Source organism: Streptomyces sp. NPDC052701, assembly GCF_040678355.1.
Classification (GTDB): Bacteria; Actinomycetota; Actinomycetes; order Streptomycetales; family Streptomycetaceae; genus Streptomyces.
Genome location: NZ_JBFATO010000005.1, coordinates 273,464 through 291,963, shown reverse-complemented (window position 1 = coordinate 291,963; position 18,500 = coordinate 273,464). Strand labels below are relative to the sequence as shown.

General features: G+C 75.8%; 11 protein-coding genes. 8 read left to right on the top strand and 3 right to left on the bottom strand.

What is annotated here, in order from left to right; genetic code table 11:
- Positions 1 to 3: 3 nt before the first annotated feature.
- A complete protein-coding gene (gene eccB / locus AB0L29_RS09600; RefSeq protein WP_365825102.1) occupies positions 4 to 1,533 on the bottom strand; it encodes a type VII secretion protein EccB in 1,530 nt (509 codons plus the stop codon).
- 219 nt (positions 1,534 to 1,752) lie between these two features.
- Here eccB and eccE point away from each other — a divergent pair, with 219 nt between their 5' ends.
- The 8 genes from eccE to AB0L29_RS09560 all read left to right on the top strand — a co-directional run bounded on the left by eccE (position 1,753) and on the right by AB0L29_RS09560 (position 13,865).
- On the top strand, positions 1,753 to 3,156 hold the full coding sequence (gene eccE / locus AB0L29_RS09595) for a type VII secretion protein EccE (protein WP_365825100.1): 1,404 nt from the start codon (positions 1,753 to 1,755) through the stop codon (positions 3,154 to 3,156).
- Entirely contained in the window at positions 3,156 to 3,935 is a 780-nt protein-coding gene (locus AB0L29_RS09590; protein ID WP_365825098.1) for a hypothetical protein, read from the top strand. Before eccE ends, AB0L29_RS09590 begins: the two co-directional genes overlap by 1 nt.
- Before the next feature lie 480 nt (positions 3,936 to 4,415).
- Positions 4,416 to 7,757 carry an SCO5717 family growth-regulating ATPase gene (locus tag AB0L29_RS09585; RefSeq protein WP_365825096.1) on the top strand — a complete coding sequence of 1,114 codons (3,342 nt, stop codon included), beginning with the start codon at positions 4,416 to 4,418 and terminating at the stop codon, positions 7,755 to 7,757.
- Positions 7,758 to 8,078: 321 nt separating this feature from the next.
- Positions 8,079 to 9,932, top strand: coding sequence for an ABC transporter substrate-binding protein (locus AB0L29_RS09580; protein WP_365825094.1), 1,854 nt, complete (start codon positions 8,079 to 8,081; stop codon positions 9,930 to 9,932).
- Between the two features lie 12 nt (positions 9,933 to 9,944).
- Positions 9,945 to 10,982, top strand: coding sequence for an ABC transporter permease (locus AB0L29_RS09575; RefSeq protein WP_365825092.1), 1,038 nt, complete (start codon positions 9,945 to 9,947; stop codon positions 10,980 to 10,982).
- Positions 10,979 to 11,890: an ABC transporter permease gene (locus AB0L29_RS09570; protein ID WP_365825090.1), complete on the top strand. Its 912-nt coding sequence runs from the start codon at positions 10,979 to 10,981 to the stop codon at positions 11,888 to 11,890. Before AB0L29_RS09575 ends, AB0L29_RS09570 begins: the two co-directional genes overlap by 4 nt.
- Complete coding sequence (locus AB0L29_RS09565) at positions 11,887 to 12,879, top strand: ABC transporter ATP-binding protein (RefSeq protein ID WP_365825088.1); 993 nt, start codon at positions 11,887 to 11,889, stop codon at positions 12,877 to 12,879. The genes AB0L29_RS09570 and AB0L29_RS09565 overlap by 4 nt, the downstream gene beginning before the upstream one ends.
- The gene (locus AB0L29_RS09560; RefSeq protein ID WP_365825086.1) at positions 12,876 to 13,865 is read left to right on the top strand and encodes an ABC transporter ATP-binding protein; all 990 of its coding nucleotides are present in this window, start codon (positions 12,876 to 12,878) and stop codon (positions 13,863 to 13,865) included. Before AB0L29_RS09565 ends, AB0L29_RS09560 begins: the two co-directional genes overlap by 4 nt.
- Positions 13,866 to 13,869: 4 nt before the next feature.
- Here the strand turns inward: AB0L29_RS09560 and AB0L29_RS09555 are convergent, their stop codons facing one another.
- Complete coding sequence (locus AB0L29_RS09555; protein ID WP_365825084.1) at positions 13,870 to 14,832, bottom strand: bifunctional riboflavin kinase/FAD synthetase; 963 nt, start codon at positions 14,830 to 14,832, stop codon at positions 13,870 to 13,872.
- Positions 14,833 to 14,974: 142 nt separating this feature from the next.
- A complete protein-coding gene (locus tag AB0L29_RS09550) occupies positions 14,975 to 18,421 on the bottom strand; it encodes a trypsin-like peptidase domain-containing protein (RefSeq protein ID WP_365825082.1) in 3,447 nt (1,148 codons plus the stop codon).
- Positions 18,422 to 18,500 lie beyond the last annotated feature (79 nt).

Sequence of the window (18,500 nt, the reverse complement as noted above, 5' to 3'; positions counted from 1 at the left end):
CGGTCACGAACCCTGCGGCTGGCGCGCCGCCGCCTCCGACAGGCGCGGGCCGGTCGGCAGGAACGTCGACCACTCCACCGGGACGGGCGACGGGGCCACCTTCTCGTAGCCGAGGCGGGTCTGGGCGATCCTGGCCTCGTTGCGTTCCTGTTCGCGCTGCTTGTCCGAGGTGCCGATGCCCTGGTCGTCCGTGGTGCTGTCGTTGTTGGACTGCAGGGCGTAGCGCAGGCCCGTGTCGGTGACCAGGAAGACTCCGCCCGCCTTGGTCTCGGTGCCCTGGAACTGGCGGTAGAGCTGGCCGGAGCCCGGGGTGACGTACGCGCTGGAGGAGCCGGTGGGCAGCTGCGCGGGGAAGTCGGTGCCGGCCCAGGTGGACAGCGTGGTCGTCCCGTCGTCGGGGTCGACCGAGCGCAGGACGTTGCACAGGGTGCTGCGGCCGGCGGTGGCGCCGGTGCCGTCGTTGACCGTCCTCGGCCGGTACGTCGGCCAGTGCTCCTTCTCGCCGTCGAAGCTCGTGCTGTCGACAACCGCGCCCGGGCTGACCTGCTGCGCCTCGCCGGCCTGCCCGACGCCGACCAGGTCGCCGCTGTTGAGCAGGAGCGTGGCGGTGAACTCGGAGATGCGGGCCACGCCACCGCGCAGGACGACGTAGTACTGCATGCGGCTGCCGTCGTACGCCTTGATGACCATGCCGACCTTGTCGTACTGCCGGAGCATGTCGGAGGCGCCCGCCTTCTCGCCCGGCGTGCCCGAGATCTCCGGGATGGAGATCGGGTCGCCCTTGTGGAGGGTGTCGAGCCACTCCTGGGAGACGCGCTGCGGAGCGCGGCCCCGGGTGTCGAGGGCCTTGAGCAGTTCCTTGTCATCGGGGTCGGCCAGCGGGTACGCGAAACCGCGCGAGTCCACGACGTACTGCGCCCTGCGGTCCGGGCCCACGACGTACATCAGGTCGCCGCGGGAGAGCCTGTCGCGGCCCTCGGTGCGGGACCACTCCTTCTCGGCGAGGACGAACGCGGCCTTCTGGATGGCCCGGCCGCCGGCGCCCGGGCGCTCGCAGACCGCCCACCGCTTGGGCTTCTCCGCCTCGGAGTCGGAGGGCAGGCGGTCGGGGGCGTAGGGGATGCCGATGGTGGCGCCGTGCGGCGGCTTGCCGCTGTCCAGGACCTTCTCGTCGACCGTGATGACGCTGTTGTTGTCGGGGTTCAGGAGGAGCTTCGCGGACGCCATGTTGAGGACCGGGTGCAGCTGCTTCTTCCCGTCCGTCTTCAGCACGACGTACCGCGTGGTGGAGTCGCTGGCGACGATCACGTGTTCCCCCGGCTCGTCCCAGCCCTTGGGGGCGGTGGGGCTGAACAGGCCGATCGCGCCGAACACCGCGAGGACGACCACGCCGACGACGACGCCGGGGACGACCGCGCCCAGCGGTTTGGGGGCGCCTTCCTCCGAGCCCGAGGAGGAGGGCTGCAGGAAGGACGCGAGGGTGCGGCGCTTCGCGAAGGTGTAGGCGTTCAGTTCATCGCGCCGTGATGCCATCTGTGTTCGTTCTCTCCCCGTGCGAAGCCATGGAGGACCAGTGGAGGGCTGGTGAAGGTCCGCCCCGCTGACCCCGGTTGCCGCCAGAACCCCGGCTGTCAGACCCGGCCCCTACTATGCCTGTTGCGCAGCCGTGCGTGTGGCACGGGTAGGGTGCTCGGACCTGGTCGGTTCCTGCGTGCAGCGGATTTCGGGAGAGTTCGGGGGAGTTTTGACGTGATGGCTTCCGCACCACGGGCCCGGTCGCGATCGCAATCGGGGACGCGACGGGGTGGCCCGAACCGGTCCGGTCACGGCGGCTCCTCGCCCGCCGGGCCGGACACGTCCGCCGCGTCCGCGGTCCGCGCGGCGCCGGGCGGGCGGACCGACGCGGCCTCCGCCTCCCGCGGTCCCGTCACGCTCCACCTGCAGGCGCGCTCGGGGCGTGGAGGCTCGTTCGCGGTGCAGCGGCTGGTGATGCTGGAGCTGGCGGCCGCGCTCGTGGTGTGCGGTTGGGCCGTCGGCCCGTTCGCGCTGGTGCCGGCGGGTGTCGTCGCCGCGGTGCTCGTGGTGCTCGCCGTCGTACGGCGCCGGGGGCGTTCCCTGCCGGAGTGGCTGGGCAGTCTGCTGGCGCTGCGGGCCCGTCGGCGCAGTGCCGCCAACGCTCCCGCTCCGCACGGCGTCGACTCCGGTCTCGCGCCCGCCGTGGAGTGCGACCCGAACCTGCGGACGTACAGCCACAGCCGCGGCGACGACCGGGACCGGCGGCCGGTGGGCATGGTCGGTGACGGCGGCTTCCTCACCGTCGTCCTGCAGGTCGAGGCCGACGCGGGCGCGTTGCGCGCCGAGCGCAGTCTCAGGCCGCTGCCCCTGGCCCTCGTGCGGGACGCGCTCGACGTGGACGGCATCCGCCTGGAGTCGGCGCAGATCGTGGTGCACACGCAGCCCGCCCCCGCGCCGCACCTGCCCCAGCAGTCGGTCGTGGTGACCAACTACTCGCAGGTGCAGGCCCAGACGGTCTCCCCGGCGGTCCGGATCATGTGGATCGCGCTGAAACTCGATCCCGAACTGTGCCCGGAGGCGGTGGCCGCGCGCGGGGGCGGTGTCCTGGGCGCGCAGAAGTGCCTGGTGCGGTCCGCGGACCACCTGGCGAGCCGGCTGACGGGCGCCGGGTTCCGGACGAGTCTGCTGACGGAGGAGGAGCTGGCGGCCGCCATCGCCACCTCGGCGGGCGCCAATCCGATGGTGACCGCCCAGGCCGGGCAGGGCGACGCGCCCCGGCGGCGGACCGAGGAGTCCAGCCGCAGCTGGCGCTGCGACAACCGCAGGCACACCACGTACTGGGTGCGCCGCTGGCCCCAGCTCGGCGGTGGCTCCGGGATCGGACTGCCGCAGCTGGTCGCGCAGTTGACCGCGGTTCCCGCGCTGGCGACGACGTTCAGCCTGACCCTGGCGCGCGGCGGGCAGCGGGACGTGATGGTCACGGGGCACCTTCGGGTCACCGGCCGCAGCAGCACGGAGCTGGCCGAGGCCCGCCGCCACCTGGAGCAGGCCGCGCGCCAGGCCCGGACCGGGATCGTACGACTGGACCGTGAGCAACTGCCCGGAATGCTCGCCACCCTGCCGCTCGGAGGTGCCCGCTGATGGCCACGACCACCTCGTCCGCGTCCGCGGGGGCGTCCGCCGCCGCGTCGCGGGGCACCCGGGCCGGTTTCGGTGAGCGCCTGCGCGCGGGGTTCGGGCTGCTGGGCCCCCGGCACCCGCGGCACGTGCTGTCCCCGGCGCAGCTCGACGCGCTCGCGCTGCCCATCGGCGACGACGGCGTGGTGGTGGGCGTGAACGCCGAGGGGCAGCCCGCCGTGCTCGGGGTGAACCGTCCCACGCCGTTCGACATCCTGTTCATCGGCGGCCTGTGGACGGCGCAGGTGATGGCGCTGCGCGCGGCGGCGACGGGCGCGCGGGTGGCCGTGGAGACCGGCCGTGCGGGGCACTGGGCGCAGGTGGTGCAGGCGGTCGGCGGCGGCCAGTCCGGCATGACCGTGCACGACGTGGGCCGGGTGCCGCCGCTGGGCGCCTCCGCGGTGGGGCCGGTCCTGGTCATCCGGGACTGCGGCATGCGTCCGCCCCGCGGGCGGGTGGTGTCGGCGCCCTGGCAGTCGGTGCTCACGCTCCTTCCGTATCTCAGCCCCGTGGCACCGCGGTTGATGCGGCAGGCGCGGCTGGTGGGCATCCAGCGCGTCTCGCCGGACGAGGCGGCGGAGATCGGGCGGGTGATGGGACTGCCCCGCGCCGAGTACGAGGCGCTGCCCGCGCTCCCCGACGGCGTCACCCTGTGGTGCACGGAACGCGACCGGCAGTACGTGACGACCCAGCCGACCGACGCGGAGGTCGGCTTGATGGGTACACCGCGCCGGATGGACTGAGGCCTGCGCCCTGCGACTGCCGGACGACCGCCGAACGACTGCCGAGGAGGCCGGCGTTCCCTCCATGGCCGGTTTTGCTCCGTCACGAGGGCGAAGGTGTGGGGCTCTTGCCGCAGCGTGCGCGGTGAACGTCGGACGACGAGGGGTGGGCGGGACTGCCGGTGCGGGGCCCGTGGTGATTAGGCTGGGACCGGGCGCGACGCCGGAACCCGTGGGCCGGGCGTCGGCGTCCCGGGGGAGAGCGGGGGAAGCCGGTGGAGCGGATTACCCCGAAACGGCCCCGGACGGCCCCGGACGGCTTCGGACTGCTCCGATCCGCTTCGGACCGCCCGGAGCGGCTTCGGGCTGCTTCGCACCACCTCGCGCACTCCGCACACTCCACATACTTCGGACCACTTCGGACCACTTCGGACCACTTCGGATGACGAGCAAGGGTCGCCCCGTACGGCATGAGGGTGCTCGACCACACCAGGAGGAACTGTGAGCAGCGATCGGGACGGGATCCGCGGGGGCTGGGCGACACCCGGCGATGACCAGCCCGACGCGGAGTCCGCAGTCGAGGCGACGGGCGAGTTCACCATCGACTACGCACCGCCCGCCTGGTACACGCAGAACGCGTCGGGCGGCTCGGGGGCGAGCGCGTCGGGGCCGGCGGGTTCCGCCCCCTCCGGGGACGCCGCGGCCGGGTCCGGTTCCGCGCCCGCCGCGCCCTCCGGGTCCCCCTTCCCCGCTGCGCCTGTCCCTTCTCCCTCCTCGTCGGATGCGCCGGCGTCCCCGGCGCCGGGGGCGGTTCCGCCGCCGCCCGCGTCCGCACCCGCCTTCACGCCTCCCCCGCCGCCCGCCGGGGATCCGATCGCCGTACCCGGGCTGCCGGCGGGAAGCGGCTTCGAACCGCAGGGGCTTCGGCCGGAGGCTCCGGGGACTCCGAGGGCTATGGGGGCTACAGGGGCTACGGACGCCCCGGAGGGTCCGGCCGGTCCGGCGCCCTCGGCCCCGTCGGCATCCGAGGAGGCGGAGCCGGGCGACGGGGACCCGGAGAGCGGTGCCACCATGCTGATCTCCGCCATCTCCCTGAAGCGGGAGAACGCCGAGCACGCCGCCGCCGAGGAGGCCGCCGGATCGGCCGAGGGCGCAGTCTCCTCCGACGCGCGGGACGCCGACGAGGGTCCGGACACCGACGAGGCCGTCGCCGGGCCGGCCGACGAGCCCGGGCGCCCCGGCACGGCGGACGCGTCCGGCTCCACCGGGGCGGGGAACCACGACTCCACCGGGGCGGAGGACCACGGCGCCTCCGCGCACGCGGACGGCGCGTCCGGCGCCGACGAGGCCGCCGCCTCCCCCGGCGTCGTCTCCGAGCACGGCGCGTCCGCGGTGACCGCACCGGAGGCCGCCGCCTCGGCGGAGGCGGAGTCCGGGGAAGCCGTGCCGCAGGCCGGCGCCCTTCCGCCCGCCGTTCCTCAGGGCGCCGAGGCCGAGGAGGCCGCAGCGCCGCAGGGCGCGTCGTCCGCGGCCCCCGGATCCGCCGGCCCGGAGCCCGCGGACGCCGGACAGCCGGACACCGCGCCCGAAGGCACCTCATCTGAAGGCACCGCACCCGGCGGCACCGCCCCGCAGGCCGGCGCGGCCCAGGACTCCGCCCCGGGCGGCATCCCGCCCGCCTGGACTCCCCCGGCGCCGCAGGGCGGGCTGCCGCCGCTGCCGCCGTCGTACCAGCCGGCCACGCCGGCACCCGCGAGCCAGTGGCCCGCACAACCGCAGCAGCCGCCCCAGGAGGCGGCCCCGGACGGACCCCCGCGGCCCGCCGACCCGAGCCTGCCCGCCCAGCCGCTGCCCCAGCCCCAGCAGGGGGCCCCGCAGGGGCATCCGGCGGCGTCCGCCCAGCCGTCCGCTCCCGCCCAGCAGCCGCCCTTCCAGCCCCAGGCGCCGCAGCCCGCGCCCGCCGCGTGGAACCCGTCGGCCGCTCCCGCGCCGCACCACCAGGCGCCCGGCCGGCCCGTCCCGCAGCCGGGCTACGGTTTCCCCCACCCGGGCGCCCCGGCCCCGGCAGGCCAGCAGCCCTTCCCCGGCCGACAGCCGGCCGGCGCACCGGCCCCTGCACCGGACCCGCAGGGCGGCTACGGCTTCCCCCACCCCGGCGCCCCGGCCCCGGCCGCGCCCCCCGCCCAGGGCGGTTACGGCTTCCCGCAGCCTCCCGCCCCGCAGCCCCAGGGCGGCCAGCCGCAACCGCAACCGCAACCCGGCGTACCGCCTCAGGGGCAGCCGCAGCCCGGGAGCCAGGCCCCCTCGGCCGTCCCGCAGGCCCCCTATCAGCCCCACCAGCCCCAGCAGCCCCAGCCCGGACAGGCCCCGCAGCCCGACCACGGCTACGGCTACGGCTACCCGCAGCCGGGCCAGGCCCCCCAGCCCCCGGTCGACCCCCGGACCGGCGCCGCCTGGCCGCAGCCCATGCAGCACGACCAGCGGCAGCCGACCAACCCCGGTGCCGCGCCGCTCGGTTACACCGCGGCCGTGGAGCTGTCGTCGGACCGGCTGCTCAACAGCAGGAAGCAGAAGGCGAAGAGCAGCCGCCCGGTCGGCGGCTCACGCTTCAAGCTGGGCGGCAAGAAGGAGGAGGCGGAGCGGCAGCGCAAGCTGGAGCTGATCCGCACGCCGGTGCTGTCCTGCTACCGGATCGCCGTGATCAGCCTCAAGGGCGGCGTCGGCAAGACGACCACCACGACCGCGCTCGGCTCCACGCTCGCCACCGAGCGGCAGGACAAGATCCTCGCGATCGACGCCAACCCGGACGCCGGTACGCTCGGCCGCCGTGTGCGCCGCGAGACCGGGGCCACGATCCGCGACCTGGTCCAGGCGATCCCGCACCTCAACTCGTACATGGACATCCGGCGGTTCACCTCGCAGGCGCCCTCCGGTCTGGAGATCATCGCCAACGACGTCGACCCGGCCGTGTCCACGACCTTCAACGACGAGGACTACCGGCGCGCGATCGACGTGCTGGGCAGGCAGTACCCGATCATCCTGACCGACTCGGGCACCGGTCTGCTCTACAGCGCCATGCGCGGTGTGCTGGACCTCGCCGACCAGCTCATCATCATCTCCACCCCGTCCGTGGACGGTGCCTCCAGCGCCAGTACGACGCTGGACTGGCTGTCCGCGCACGGGTACGCCGACCTGGTCGCGCGTTCGATCACCGTCATCTCCGGTGTCCGCGAGACCGGCAAGATGATCAAGGTCGAGGACATCGTGGCGCACTTCGAGACCCGCTGCCGGGGCGTCGTCGTCGTGCCCTTCGACGAGCACCTGGCCGCCGGCGCGGAGGTCGACCTCGACATGATGCGGCCGAAGGTGCGGGAGGCGTACTTCAACCTGGCCGCGATGGTCGCCGAGGACTTCACCCGGCACCAGCAGTCGCACGGTCTGTGGACCTCGGACGGCAACCCGCCGCCGGTCGCCGCCCCGCCGCTGCCGGGCCAGCCCTTCCCCGGGCAGCCCTTCCCCGGACAGCAGCCGGTTCCCGGGCAGCAGTTCCCGGCGCAGCCGGGCCCGTACCCGCAGCAGCCCCAGGCACAGCCGCAACCGGGACAGCCGTACACCCCCGGCGGGCCCTACGCCCAGCCGGGACAGCCGGGCCAGCCGTACGCCCAGCCGGGCCAGCCGTACGCCCAACCCCCCGCGCAGCCCCAGCCCCACCCGCAGGCGCCGGCCCAGCCCCACCCGCAGCCGGGCCAGCCCCCGGCCGCTCCCCCGCAGCCCGGCTACGGCTATCCCCAGCCCGGGCAGCCGGACGGCCGGACCCCGCCACCCCCGCCCGCGCAGCCGTAAGGCGACGCGGGCCGCCGCCGTCCGTCACCCGGTCGGCCCCTTCCGGGGGCCGACCGGGCCGATACCCTCTTCCGGCCCGCGCCGCCCTTGTCCGGCGCGGGCCGTGGCGTGCCCGGGGGCGGATTCCGCCGTCACGCCCTGGCCAGGAGGGCGGCACCGGTTTCGACCAATGGTCGGAAAATACTCACGGACTCGCTGTTTTCGCAGGCCACACGGGGTTCACGCGCCGTTGACGGCACGGATCGCCGCTGCTAGACACACTCTTCATCCACCTGATCAACCCGTCCTGCCCGTCCGAGCGATGACGCGAGGTCAGCGACCATGGACATCAGCGATCAGCCACGTCCCCACCCGCGCGGCATCCGGCGCGCCGCCGCGGCCGGTACGGCCGCGCTCGCCCTCACCGCCGGACTCGCCACTCCGCTCGACCCCGCGCCCCGGCAGGCCCGGGCGGCCGACGACGGCAGGAAGGTGCTGACCGTCGCGGTGGCGCAGAGCGTCGACTCGCTCAGCCCGTTCCTGGCGGTCCGGCTGCTCAGTACGAGCATTCACCGGCTGACGTACGAGTACCTGACCAACTACGACCCCGAGGACAACCGCGTCGTCCCGGGCCTGGCCACCGGGTGGCGGTCGTCCCCGGACAAGCTGACCTGGACGTACACGATCCGCTCCGACTCGAGGTGGTCGGACGGCAGGCGGGTCACCGCCGGGGACGCGGCGTGGACGTTCACCAAGATGATGACCGACGAGGGCGCGGCCACCGCCAACGGCAGCTTCGTCGGCAACTTCCGCAAGGTCACCGCGCCGAGCCCCACCCGGCTGGTCATCGAGCTCAGGAAACCGCAGGCCACGATGACCGCGCTCGACGTGCCGATCGTGCCCAGGCACATCTGGGAGAAGGTCACCGACTTCTCCGCGTTCAACAACGACAAGTCCTTCCCCGTGGTCGGCAACGGGCCGTTCGTGCTCACCGGCTACAAGGCCGACAGCTACGTGCACCTGAAGGCGAACAAGGACTTCTGGCGCGGTGCCCCGAACTTCGACGAGCTGGTCTTCCGCTACTACAAGGACCAGGACGCGGCGGTGTCGGCGCTGCGCAAGGGCGAGGTGTCCTTCGTCGCCGGGTCGCCGTCCCTGACCCCCGCTCAGGCGGCCTCCCTGAAGGGCGAGAAGAACATCCACGTCAACGACGCCCCCGGCCGCCGCTTCTACGCCCTGGCCGTCAATCCGGGCGCCCGGGCGAGGAACGGCCAGAGGTTCGGCGACGGTCACCCCTCCCTGCAGGACCGGCGCGTGCGGCACGCCCTGTTCACGGCGGTCGACCGCGAGGCCGTCGTCGACAAGGTGTTCCAGGGCCACGCCGTCGAGGGCCAGGGCTACCTCCCCCCACGCTTCCCGCGGTACTTCTGGAAGCCGTCCCCGGGCCAGGAACTGGCGTACGACCCGGCGAAGGCGGCCCGGCTGCTCGACGAGGCGGGCTACCGGAGGAACCGCGACGGCAGGCGCGTCGGCGAGGACGGCAGGCCGATCACCTACCGCGTGCTGTGCCACGCCACCGACCCGAACGACAAGGCGGTCGGCACCTACCTGCGGGAGTGGTGGGGCGAGCTCGGCATCGGGGTCAGGCTCGACTGCCGGGACAACGTGACCGATCCGTGGCTCGCCGGCGAGTACGACCTGGCCTTCGACGGCTGGTCCGTCAACCCCGACCCGGACTTCGTGCTGTCCATCCACACCTGCGCGGCCCTCCCGGCGACCCCCGGGGACACCGGGGCCACCGACAACTTCATCTGCGACAGGCGCTACGACGAGCTCTACGCGCAGCAGCTCGCCGAGTACGACCCCGCCGAGCGGGCCCGGATCGTCAAACGGATGCAGTCGCGCCTGTACGACCTCGGCTACATGAACGTCATGGCGTACCCGAACGCGGTCGAGGCCTACCGGACGGACCGGATCGCGTCGATCACCACCATGCCCGCGAAGGCGGGCAACATCTACGGACAGGACGGCTACTGGAGCTGGTGGTCGGCGGTTCCGGCGGACTCCGGCGCCGCCGCCGGCGGTCCGTCGTCGACGGGCGTCGTCGTCGGCGTCGTCGCGGGTGCCGCCGTCCTGGCGGGGCTCGGGGCGTTCGTTGCGGTGCGGCGGCGGAGCACCGCCGAGGACCGTGAGTAGGCGGCCGCGCCCGTGACCGCCGACGCGACACCCGCACCGGCCGGGAAGGCCGGGCCCCGGGCGCGGGGCGGCGGCACCGCGTACCCGCGGTACGTGGCGGGCAAGGTGGCCGGGGCCGCCGTGTCCCTGCTCGCCGTCCTGGTCACCGGCTTCTTCCTCTTCCGGCTGATCCCCGGCGACCCGGTGCGGACCATGACCGGCGGCCGCCCGGTGTCGGAGGCACAACTGGCCTCCTACCGAAGGGAGTTCGGACTCGATCTGCCGTTGTGGCGGCAGTTCGCCGACTACTGCGGCAAGGCGCTCACCGGCGACCTCGGGACGTCGTACCAGTTCCGCGCGCCCGTCGTCGACAAGATCACCGAGGCGCTGCCGAACACGCTGCTGCTCACCGGCACCGCCTTCGTCCTGTACACGACCCTGGGCATCGTCCTGGGCACCCGGTCGGCGTGGCGGCACGGCCGGCTCGGCGACCGGCTCCACACCGGTCTCGCGCTGACGCTGTACTCCCTTCCCTCCTTCTGGCTCGGGCTGCTGCTGATCGTGACGCTGTCGGTGGGCGCCGGGCCGGTCCCCGGCCTGTTCCCCACCGGCGGCATGGAGTCGGGCGGCGAGGAGGGCGCGGCGTACGTCCTGGACGTGGCCCATCACCTGGTCCTGCCGGTGGTGACGCTGGTGGCGGTGGAGTACGGGCAGACGCTGCTGGTCACGCGGTCGGCGCTGCTGGACGAGATGGGCAGCGACTATCTGACGACCGCGCGGGCCAAGGGGCTGCGCGACGACCTCGTACGCCGCCGGCACGCCGTGCCGAACGCGCTGCTGCCGACCGTGACGCTGGTCTTCATCAACCTCGGGCGGACGGTCGCGGGCGTGATCCTGGTGGAGACCGTCTTCTCCTGGCCGGGGCTCGGCGGGCTGTTCTACCAGGCGCTGAGCGTGCCCGACCTGCCGCTGGTGCAGGGGCTGTTCCTGGTGTTCGCCGCCGCGGTGATCGTGATGAACACGCTCGCCGACCTGATCTATCCGATGCTCGATCCCCGGGTGGGCCGATGACGACGACCGGAACGACAGCGGGCCCGCGGGCCCTGGCACGGCAGCGGCGGCGCGCCTCGGCCGCGCGCCTGTGGCGGCGCTACCGAGCCCACCGGGCGGGGGTCGCCGGCCTGGCCGCCCTCGCCCTGTCCGCGCTGGTCGCGCTCGCCGCGCCGCTGCTCGTCGGCTCCGGCGTCGCCGGCGTGACCGACGCGCCCGGCCGCCCGCTGCAGAGCCCGGGCGCCGAGTTCCCCTTCGGCACCGACCGGTTCGGCCGGGACCTGCTCGGCCTGGTGGTGTGGGGCGCGCGGGTCTCGCTGCTGGTCGGCCTGCTCGCCGCCGTGCTGTCGGTGGCGATCGGCACGCTGATCGGCGTCACGGCCGGGCACTTCCGGGGCTGGTACGCGACCGTGGCGATGCGGATCACCGACTGGTTCCTGGTGATGCCGACGCTGGTGCTGGCGATCGCCCTGGCCACCGTGATGTCCCGCTCGCTGACCACGACGATCGTGGCGATCGGCGTGACGACCTGGCCGACGACGGCCCGGCTGGTGCGCGCGCAGACGCTGGCGGTGGAGACCCGGCCGTACGTCGAACGCGCCAGGGCGCTCGGCGGCGGGCACTGGCACGTCATGTCCCGGCACGTCCTGCCCAACGTCATGCCGCTGGTGCTGGCCCAGACGACCCTGATCGTCTCCTCGGCCGTCCTCACGGAGGCGACCCTCGCCTTCCTCGGGCTCGGCGATCCGACGGTGGTGTCGTGGGGCGGGCTGCTCCAGGACGCGCGGGAGGCGGGCGCGGTCAGCGCCGGGCACTGGTGGTACCTCGTGCCGCCGGGGATCGCCGTGGCCGCGGTGGCGCTGGCGTTCACCCTGTGCGGGCGGGCCGTGGAGTCCGTCCTCAACCCCAGGCTGGGGGTGGCCCGGTGAGCCTGCTCGACGTCAGGGGCCTGACGGTGACGTACGCGGGCGGGGCGGCCGCCGTCCGCGGGGTGGACCTGCGGCTGGAGGCGGGCCGGACGCTGGGGCTGGCCGGGGAGTCGGGCTGCGGCAAGTCCACGCTCGCGCTGGCGCTGCTGCGGCTGCTGCCGGCCGGCACCCGGATCACCGGCGAGGTCCTGCTCGACGGCGAGGACGTCCTGACCATGCGGTGGGGCCGGCTCCGGGCGGTCCGCTGGGCCGGGGTCTCCCTCGTCTTCCAGGGCGCGATGCACTCCCTGAACCCCGTCCGCCGCGTCGGCGACCAGATCGCCGAGCCGATCCTGCTGCACCACGGGGCGACCCCGGCCGGGGCGCGCAGGAGGACCGGCGAGCTGCTGGAACAGGTCGGTCTCCCAGCGGCCCGGGCGGACGCCCACCCGCACGAGCTGTCCGGCGGCCAGCGCCAGCGCGTCATGATCGCCATGGCGCTGGCCTGCGAGCCGCGCCTGATCGTCGCGGACGAGCCGACCACGGCGCTCGACGTGATGGTCCAGGCGCAGATCCTGCGGCTGATCGAACGGCTCGTCGCCGAGCGGGACCTGGGCCTGATCATGATCAGTCACGATCTCGCGGTCCTCGCCGCCACCTGCGACCGGCTGGCGGTGATGTACGCGGGCCGGGTGGTGGAGGAGGGCCCGGCCCGGCAGGTGTACGAGGACGCCCGGCACCCGTACGCCAGGGCCCTGTCGGCCGCTTTCCCGCGCATCGGCGACCCCGCGTCCCGGTTCGCGCCGCGCGGTCTGGCGGGCGACCCGCCCGACCCGGCGGCGCTGCCGTCCGGCTGCGCGTTCCATCCGCGCTGCCCGGTGGTCCTGGAGTCGTGCGCGACGCGGGACCAGGAGCTGCGGGCGGCGGGAGCCGGACGGCGGGCGGCGTGCGTGCGGGTGACCGGCCCGGCGGCGGAGCCCTTCGAGGAAGCGAGGCCCGGCACACCATGACGACGTCCCCCGCTGCGCTGCTCAGCGCCCAGGGCCTGCACGTCACGTTTCCCGGCCGGCGCGGCGCGCCCCTCGTCCGCGCGGTGGACGGCGTCGACCTCGACGTCCGCGCGGGCGAGATCGTCGCCCTGGTCGGCGAGTCGGGCTGCGGCAAGACGACCCTGGCCCGCGCCCTGCTCGGCCTGGTCGGACCGGCCCGGGGCCGTGTCGTGTTCGGCGGGCGGCCCCTGGAGTACTCCGGCCGGGCCCTGAAGGCGTACCGCAGGCGCGTCCAGCTGGTGCTGCAGGACCCGAACGGGGCGCTCAACCCGCGGCACACGGTGTACGACGCGGTCGCCGAGGGGCTGCGCGTCCACAGGTGCGGCGCCGACGAGCGGGCGGCGGTCGCCGCGGCCCTCGCCCGGGCCGGACTGCGCCCCCCGGAACGCTTCTTCCTGCGCTACCCGCACGAACTGTCCGGCGGGCAGCGCCAGCGCGTGGTCATCGCGGGGGCGCTCGTCCTGCAGCCGGAACTCCTCGTCGCGGACGAGCCGGTGGCCTCCCTGGACGCCTCGGTGCGCGGCGAGATCCTGGCCCTGCTGCTGCGGCTGCGCGCCGACCTCGGCCTGTCCGCGCTGGTGGTCACCCACGACCTGGGGCTGGCCTGGAACATCGCCGACCGGGTGGCCGTGATGTACCTGGGCCGGATCGTGGAGACGGGCGCGGTGGAGCAGGTGCTGACGGCACCCCGGCACCCGTACACGCAGGCCCTGCTGTCGGTGCTTCCCGAGGCCCCGGGCGACCCGGTCGTCCTCGCGGGCGAGCCCCCGGACCCCTCCCGGATCCCCTCCGGCTGCCGTTTCCACGCCCGTTGCCCGGTCCTGGCGAGCGGCGAGGCCCGGCGGGCGGGCGTCGCCGGAGCCTGCCGCGACCGGGACCCGGGGATCCTCCACGGGAGCGGGCCGGCCCAGGTGGCGTGCCACTGGGCGCGCGCGAAGGAGGCCTGAGCGGCTACGCCTTCTTCCCGGCCTCGGCGAGGGCCACCAGCTCCCGGCACCGCTTGACGTCCTCGGCCATCTGCTCCAGCAGCGCCCCGAGGGTGTCGAACCTGGCCTGCCCGCGCACGAAGGCCAGGAAGTCGACCGCCACGTGCAGGCCGTACAGCTCCAGCCCCACCCGGTCGATGGCGTACGCCTCCACCGTGCGCTCGGTGCCGTCGAACTGCGGGTTGGTGCCGACGGAGATGGCGGCCGGCATCGCCTCGCCCTGGGCGTGCAGCCAGCCGGCGTAGACGCCGTCGGCCGGGACGGCGGTGTGCGGCAGCGTCTCGACGTTGGCCGTCGGGAAGCCGAGTTCGCGGCCGCGCTGGGCGCCGCGCACGACGACGCCCTCCACGCGGTGCGGGCGGCCGAGGATCTCGGCGGCTCCCCCGACGTCGCCCTCGGCGACCAGGCGCCGGATCAGCGTCGAGGAGAAGGGCTGCCCGCCGCCCGCGTCGCCGGTGAGGTACAGGTCGACGACCTCGACCTCGAAGTCGTAGGTCCGGCCCTGCTCGGCCAGGAACTCCACGGTGCCCGCGGCCCGGTGCCCGAAGCGGAAGTTGGGGCCCTCGACGACGGCCTTGGCGTGCAGCTTGTCGACCAGGACCTTGACGACGAAGTCGGCCGGGGAGAGCTTCGAGAACTCGGCCGTGAAGGGCAGGACGAGGACCGCGTCCACACCCAGCTCGGCCATGAGCTCGGCGCGGCGGTGGTGCGGGGCGAGCAGCGGCGGGTGGCTGCCGGGGCGGACGACCTCGCTGGGGTGCGGGTCGAAGGTGACGGCCACGGCGGGAACGCCCAGTTCACGGGCGCGGTCCACGGCGCGCCGGATGATCAGCTGGTGCCCGCGGTGCACTCCGTCGTAGGAGCCGATGGTGACGACGCTGCGCCCCCAGTCCTGGGGGATGTCCTCCAAGCCACGCCAGCGCTGCACTGTGACCGCTCCTCGCACCCGTGTCTGCCTCGTGTGTATGCCTCTTGCGCAGCTCTAAGGGTGCCATGCCGGGCGGGCCCGCCCCGCATCGGCGTCCGCCCCGTGACCGGCGCGACGCGCGGCCGTGGGCCCGGCGCCCGGTTCAGACGGGCACACCGGCCCCCGCCAGGCCCGCCAGCGCCCGGCGCGCGCCGGGTCCCACCAGCGCCGCCCACTCCCGCGGGGCCTCGGCCAGCCAGCCGGTCACCCGGGCGGCGAAGCCGGGGACGTCCCGGCCCAGGTCGGTCAGGCAGCGCTCGAAGAGGGCGGCGCCCTGCGGGGTGCGCACGAGCCGGAGGCCGACGCGGTGGACGAGGCCGCGCAGGTCGTCGCCGCCGGTGCGGGACGCGGCGCGCAGGAGGGCGTCCAGGACGGCGGGCTCCCGCTCGCGGGCCAGCAGGGCCTCGCGCAGGTCGTGGCGCAGCGGGCGGGAGTCCGGGCCGCCGGGGCCGGCGAGCACACCGGCGAGCGCGGCACGGACCTGTTCCGCACCGGCGTCCAGCAGCCCGGTGACCAGCGGGGCGAGCACGGCCCGGGCGCAGGGGCCCTGGTCCAGGCGCCGGCCTACGTACGCGGCCAGGTGCCCGGCGAGCTCCGGCCGCCGCTCCGCCGCCTCCGCCACGAGGCCGGCGACCCGCCCGGCGAGGCCGGGCGTGGTGGCGTCGGCCAGGGCCCGCAGGGCCCGCTCCGCGTCCGGCCGGCCCAGCCGCGCCCGGAAGGCGTCGAGGACCGCCTCCGGGTGGCCGGCGAGGGCGTCGGCCACCGTCTCGGGCGTCAGGTGCGGGTCGCCCGCCGCGAAGCGCTCCAGCGCCCGCGGGAGGTGGCGGGCGCGGGTGCGCGGATCCCGCACCAGGAGGGCGAGCGCCCCGCCGTGCAGGGCGTGGTCGGCGGGGCGGGCCAGCAGGGCCAGGGCGGCGTGGCGCAGCAGGGCGCGGTCGGCCTCGGCACCGGCGTGCGGGGCGACGCGCAGCCCGTACGTCACGGCCGCCGCCCGCCGGGCCGGCCGTTCGTCGCGCGCCCACCGGCCGACGGCCCGGCACAGCGCGGACGGCTCCTCCTCGGCCAGTACGGCGAGCAGCTGGCCGGCCCGCCGGTGCCCGCTGTCGGCGAGCGCCTCCGCCAGGCCGTCCAGGGCCCGGTGCCGGTGCGTGTACAGCAGCGCCTGCGCGGCCGTCGCCACGGTGGCGTGCGGGGTGGCGGGCAGCGGCCGCTCGTCGTCGAACCAGCGGACGAGGTGGCGCTGCACGGCGCCGGAGCCGGCGGCGAGGAGCCGCGCGACGGCGTCCAGGTAGCGCGGGCCGGTCTCGCACGGCGGCCCGTCGGCCAGGACCAGGCGGCGCAGCAGCGCCAGACGCGCGTCCTCGGCCACCGGCAGGGCGGTCCAGAAGGCGGGCCCGAACTCCCCCGGTACCGTCCGCCGCTGCCGCCGCCAGGCCACGACCCGGTCGGCGAGCAGTCCCAGCACCGCGAGGTACGGCGTCCCGTCGGGCACCCGTGTCAGGGTGCGGGCGAGCAGCCGCGCGGCCCACCAGGAGTGCGGGCCTGCGTCCAGGGCGTGCACCAGGTCCGCCAGGCGGGAGGCGAGCGGTCCGGTGCCGTGCTGCCGGGCCAGGAGCAGCAGGGCCTCGACGACGGGGCCGATGCGGTGGTGCGGGACCGGGACGGGGTGGGCGGCGTCCGGTGGGCGGTGGACCAGGGCGCGCAGGGCCTCGTCCAGGTCGAGGTGCAGGCCCTGGATCCAGTCGGCGAGTTCCTCGTGGGCGAAGCGGTAGCCGGCCCCGGCGGGGACGAGCAGGCCCTCGGCGAGGACGGCGGACGCCCAGCCGGTGCCGCCGCCGAGCCGCGCCGGGGCGGGCCCCGGCGGGAAGACCGCCTCGAACGACTCCCGGTCCAGCTCCCCCTGACCCGGGCCGAGACTGCGCCGGGCGGCCTCGTGGACCTGCCCGGACACCTTCGCGGCCAGCCGGCGTACGGCGGTGCCGCGCAGCCCGCTGCCGGCGGCGAGGCGGACCGCGACGCGCAGGCACATCAGGTCCAGGTGGGCGGCGAGGACGTCGTGGCGGTCGACACGGGCCGCGGGGGCGTCGCCCAGGGCGGCCCGGACGCCGGCGAGCAGCCCCAGGGTGAGCGGGTGCCGGGCGTCGTCCCCGGTGAGGGCGCCCTCCGGGACGCCGTAGCGGTGGCGGGCCCGGCGGGCCTCCGCGTCGGTGAAGTCGTCGAGGCGCACGCACGGGGGAAGGCCGTCGGGGGCCGCGCTCCGGTCGCCGGCGTGCAGCAGCTCCGCCGGGAACCGGGCCCCCGCGTCCTCCCAGTACTCCGCCCGGCACGCCACCACCAGCCGCGTCCCCGTCTCCCGCAGCCAGCGCGCCGTGCCGCCGCTCCATCCGGCGAGGCGGCGGGCGAGCACGGGCGGCATCTCCTCGGGGCCGTCGAGGAGGATCAGCAAAGGGCGGCCGAGGCGGCGGGCGAGACCGGCGAGGCGTTCGGGGGTGGTGTCGCCCAGGCCGGCGGGCAGCGGGGCGCGGGAGGTGGCCACGACGCGGGCGGCCCGCTCCAGCGCCCGGCGCGCCGCGTCCGCCACCGACCCGTCGCCGCCTTGCAGATCGGCGCCGCGCAGCCACAGGGTGGGGTGCCCGCTCCGGGCGCGGCGGGCGGCGAGCACCGCCAGTTCCGTCGTACGGCCGCTGCCGGGCGCCCCGACGAGCCCGAGGACGGCCGCGGGCCCGTGCGCGAACGCGGCGAACTCCGCCGCGACCGCGGCCCGTTCGACCGGCTCGGCCGCGGGCGGGCCCGGCGGGCCGCCCTGCCCGGCCGAGGCGGCGGTGAGCTCCAGAAGGCCGGCGAGGTTGAGGTCGGCGCCGTACGCGGGAACCGTCGCCGCGTTCTCGGCGAGCAGTCCGGCGAGCGGGTCGTCCCCGGCGGCCGGGCTCCCCCCGGCCCGCGCGAGAGCCGGGGGCGGCAGCGGTACGGCGAAGCCGACGTCGCGGTGGCCGGAGCGCAGCGCGGTGCCGAGGACGCCGACGACGGCGCCGGTCGCGGCGTCGAGCACCGGGCCGCCGGCCGCCCCGCCGCCCTGCCGCAGCGCGTCGCGCCCCGCCGTGCCGATCGCCAGCTCCAGCGCGCCGGCGACGGTGTGGGAACGGTCCGTGGCCGTGTAGGTCACGGTGGTCGCGCCGAGCACGCGCGCCTCGCGCCAGCAGCCGGCGGCGATCCGCACGTAGGTGCCCGTCCCGGCCCCGGTGCGGACGGTGACCGGAAGCGGACGGACCCCGAGGCCGTCGGTGCGGATCAGGGCGAGGCCGAGGGCGGGCAGGGCCGTGACCGCGTCGGCGGTCACGGCGCACGCGCGGTCCCCGGCGCGCACCACCAGCCGGGGCAGGCCGTCGACGGCTTCGTGACCGGTGAGCACCGTGCCGTGGTGGTCGGCGACGAATCCGGTGCCGCGGAGGCGGCCCGCGGGGTCGTGGATGCGCACCAGCGCCTCGTCGGGCGGGTCCTGGGACTCCCGCGCGCTGCCGGGTGTCTCCCGGGACCGGTTCGGCGACGCCATCGTCGCACCTCCCCGCCGTGCATCCGTGCCCTCGCGTCCGACGGTAGGGGCCCGATGATCAGCGGGACAGACCGAGCCG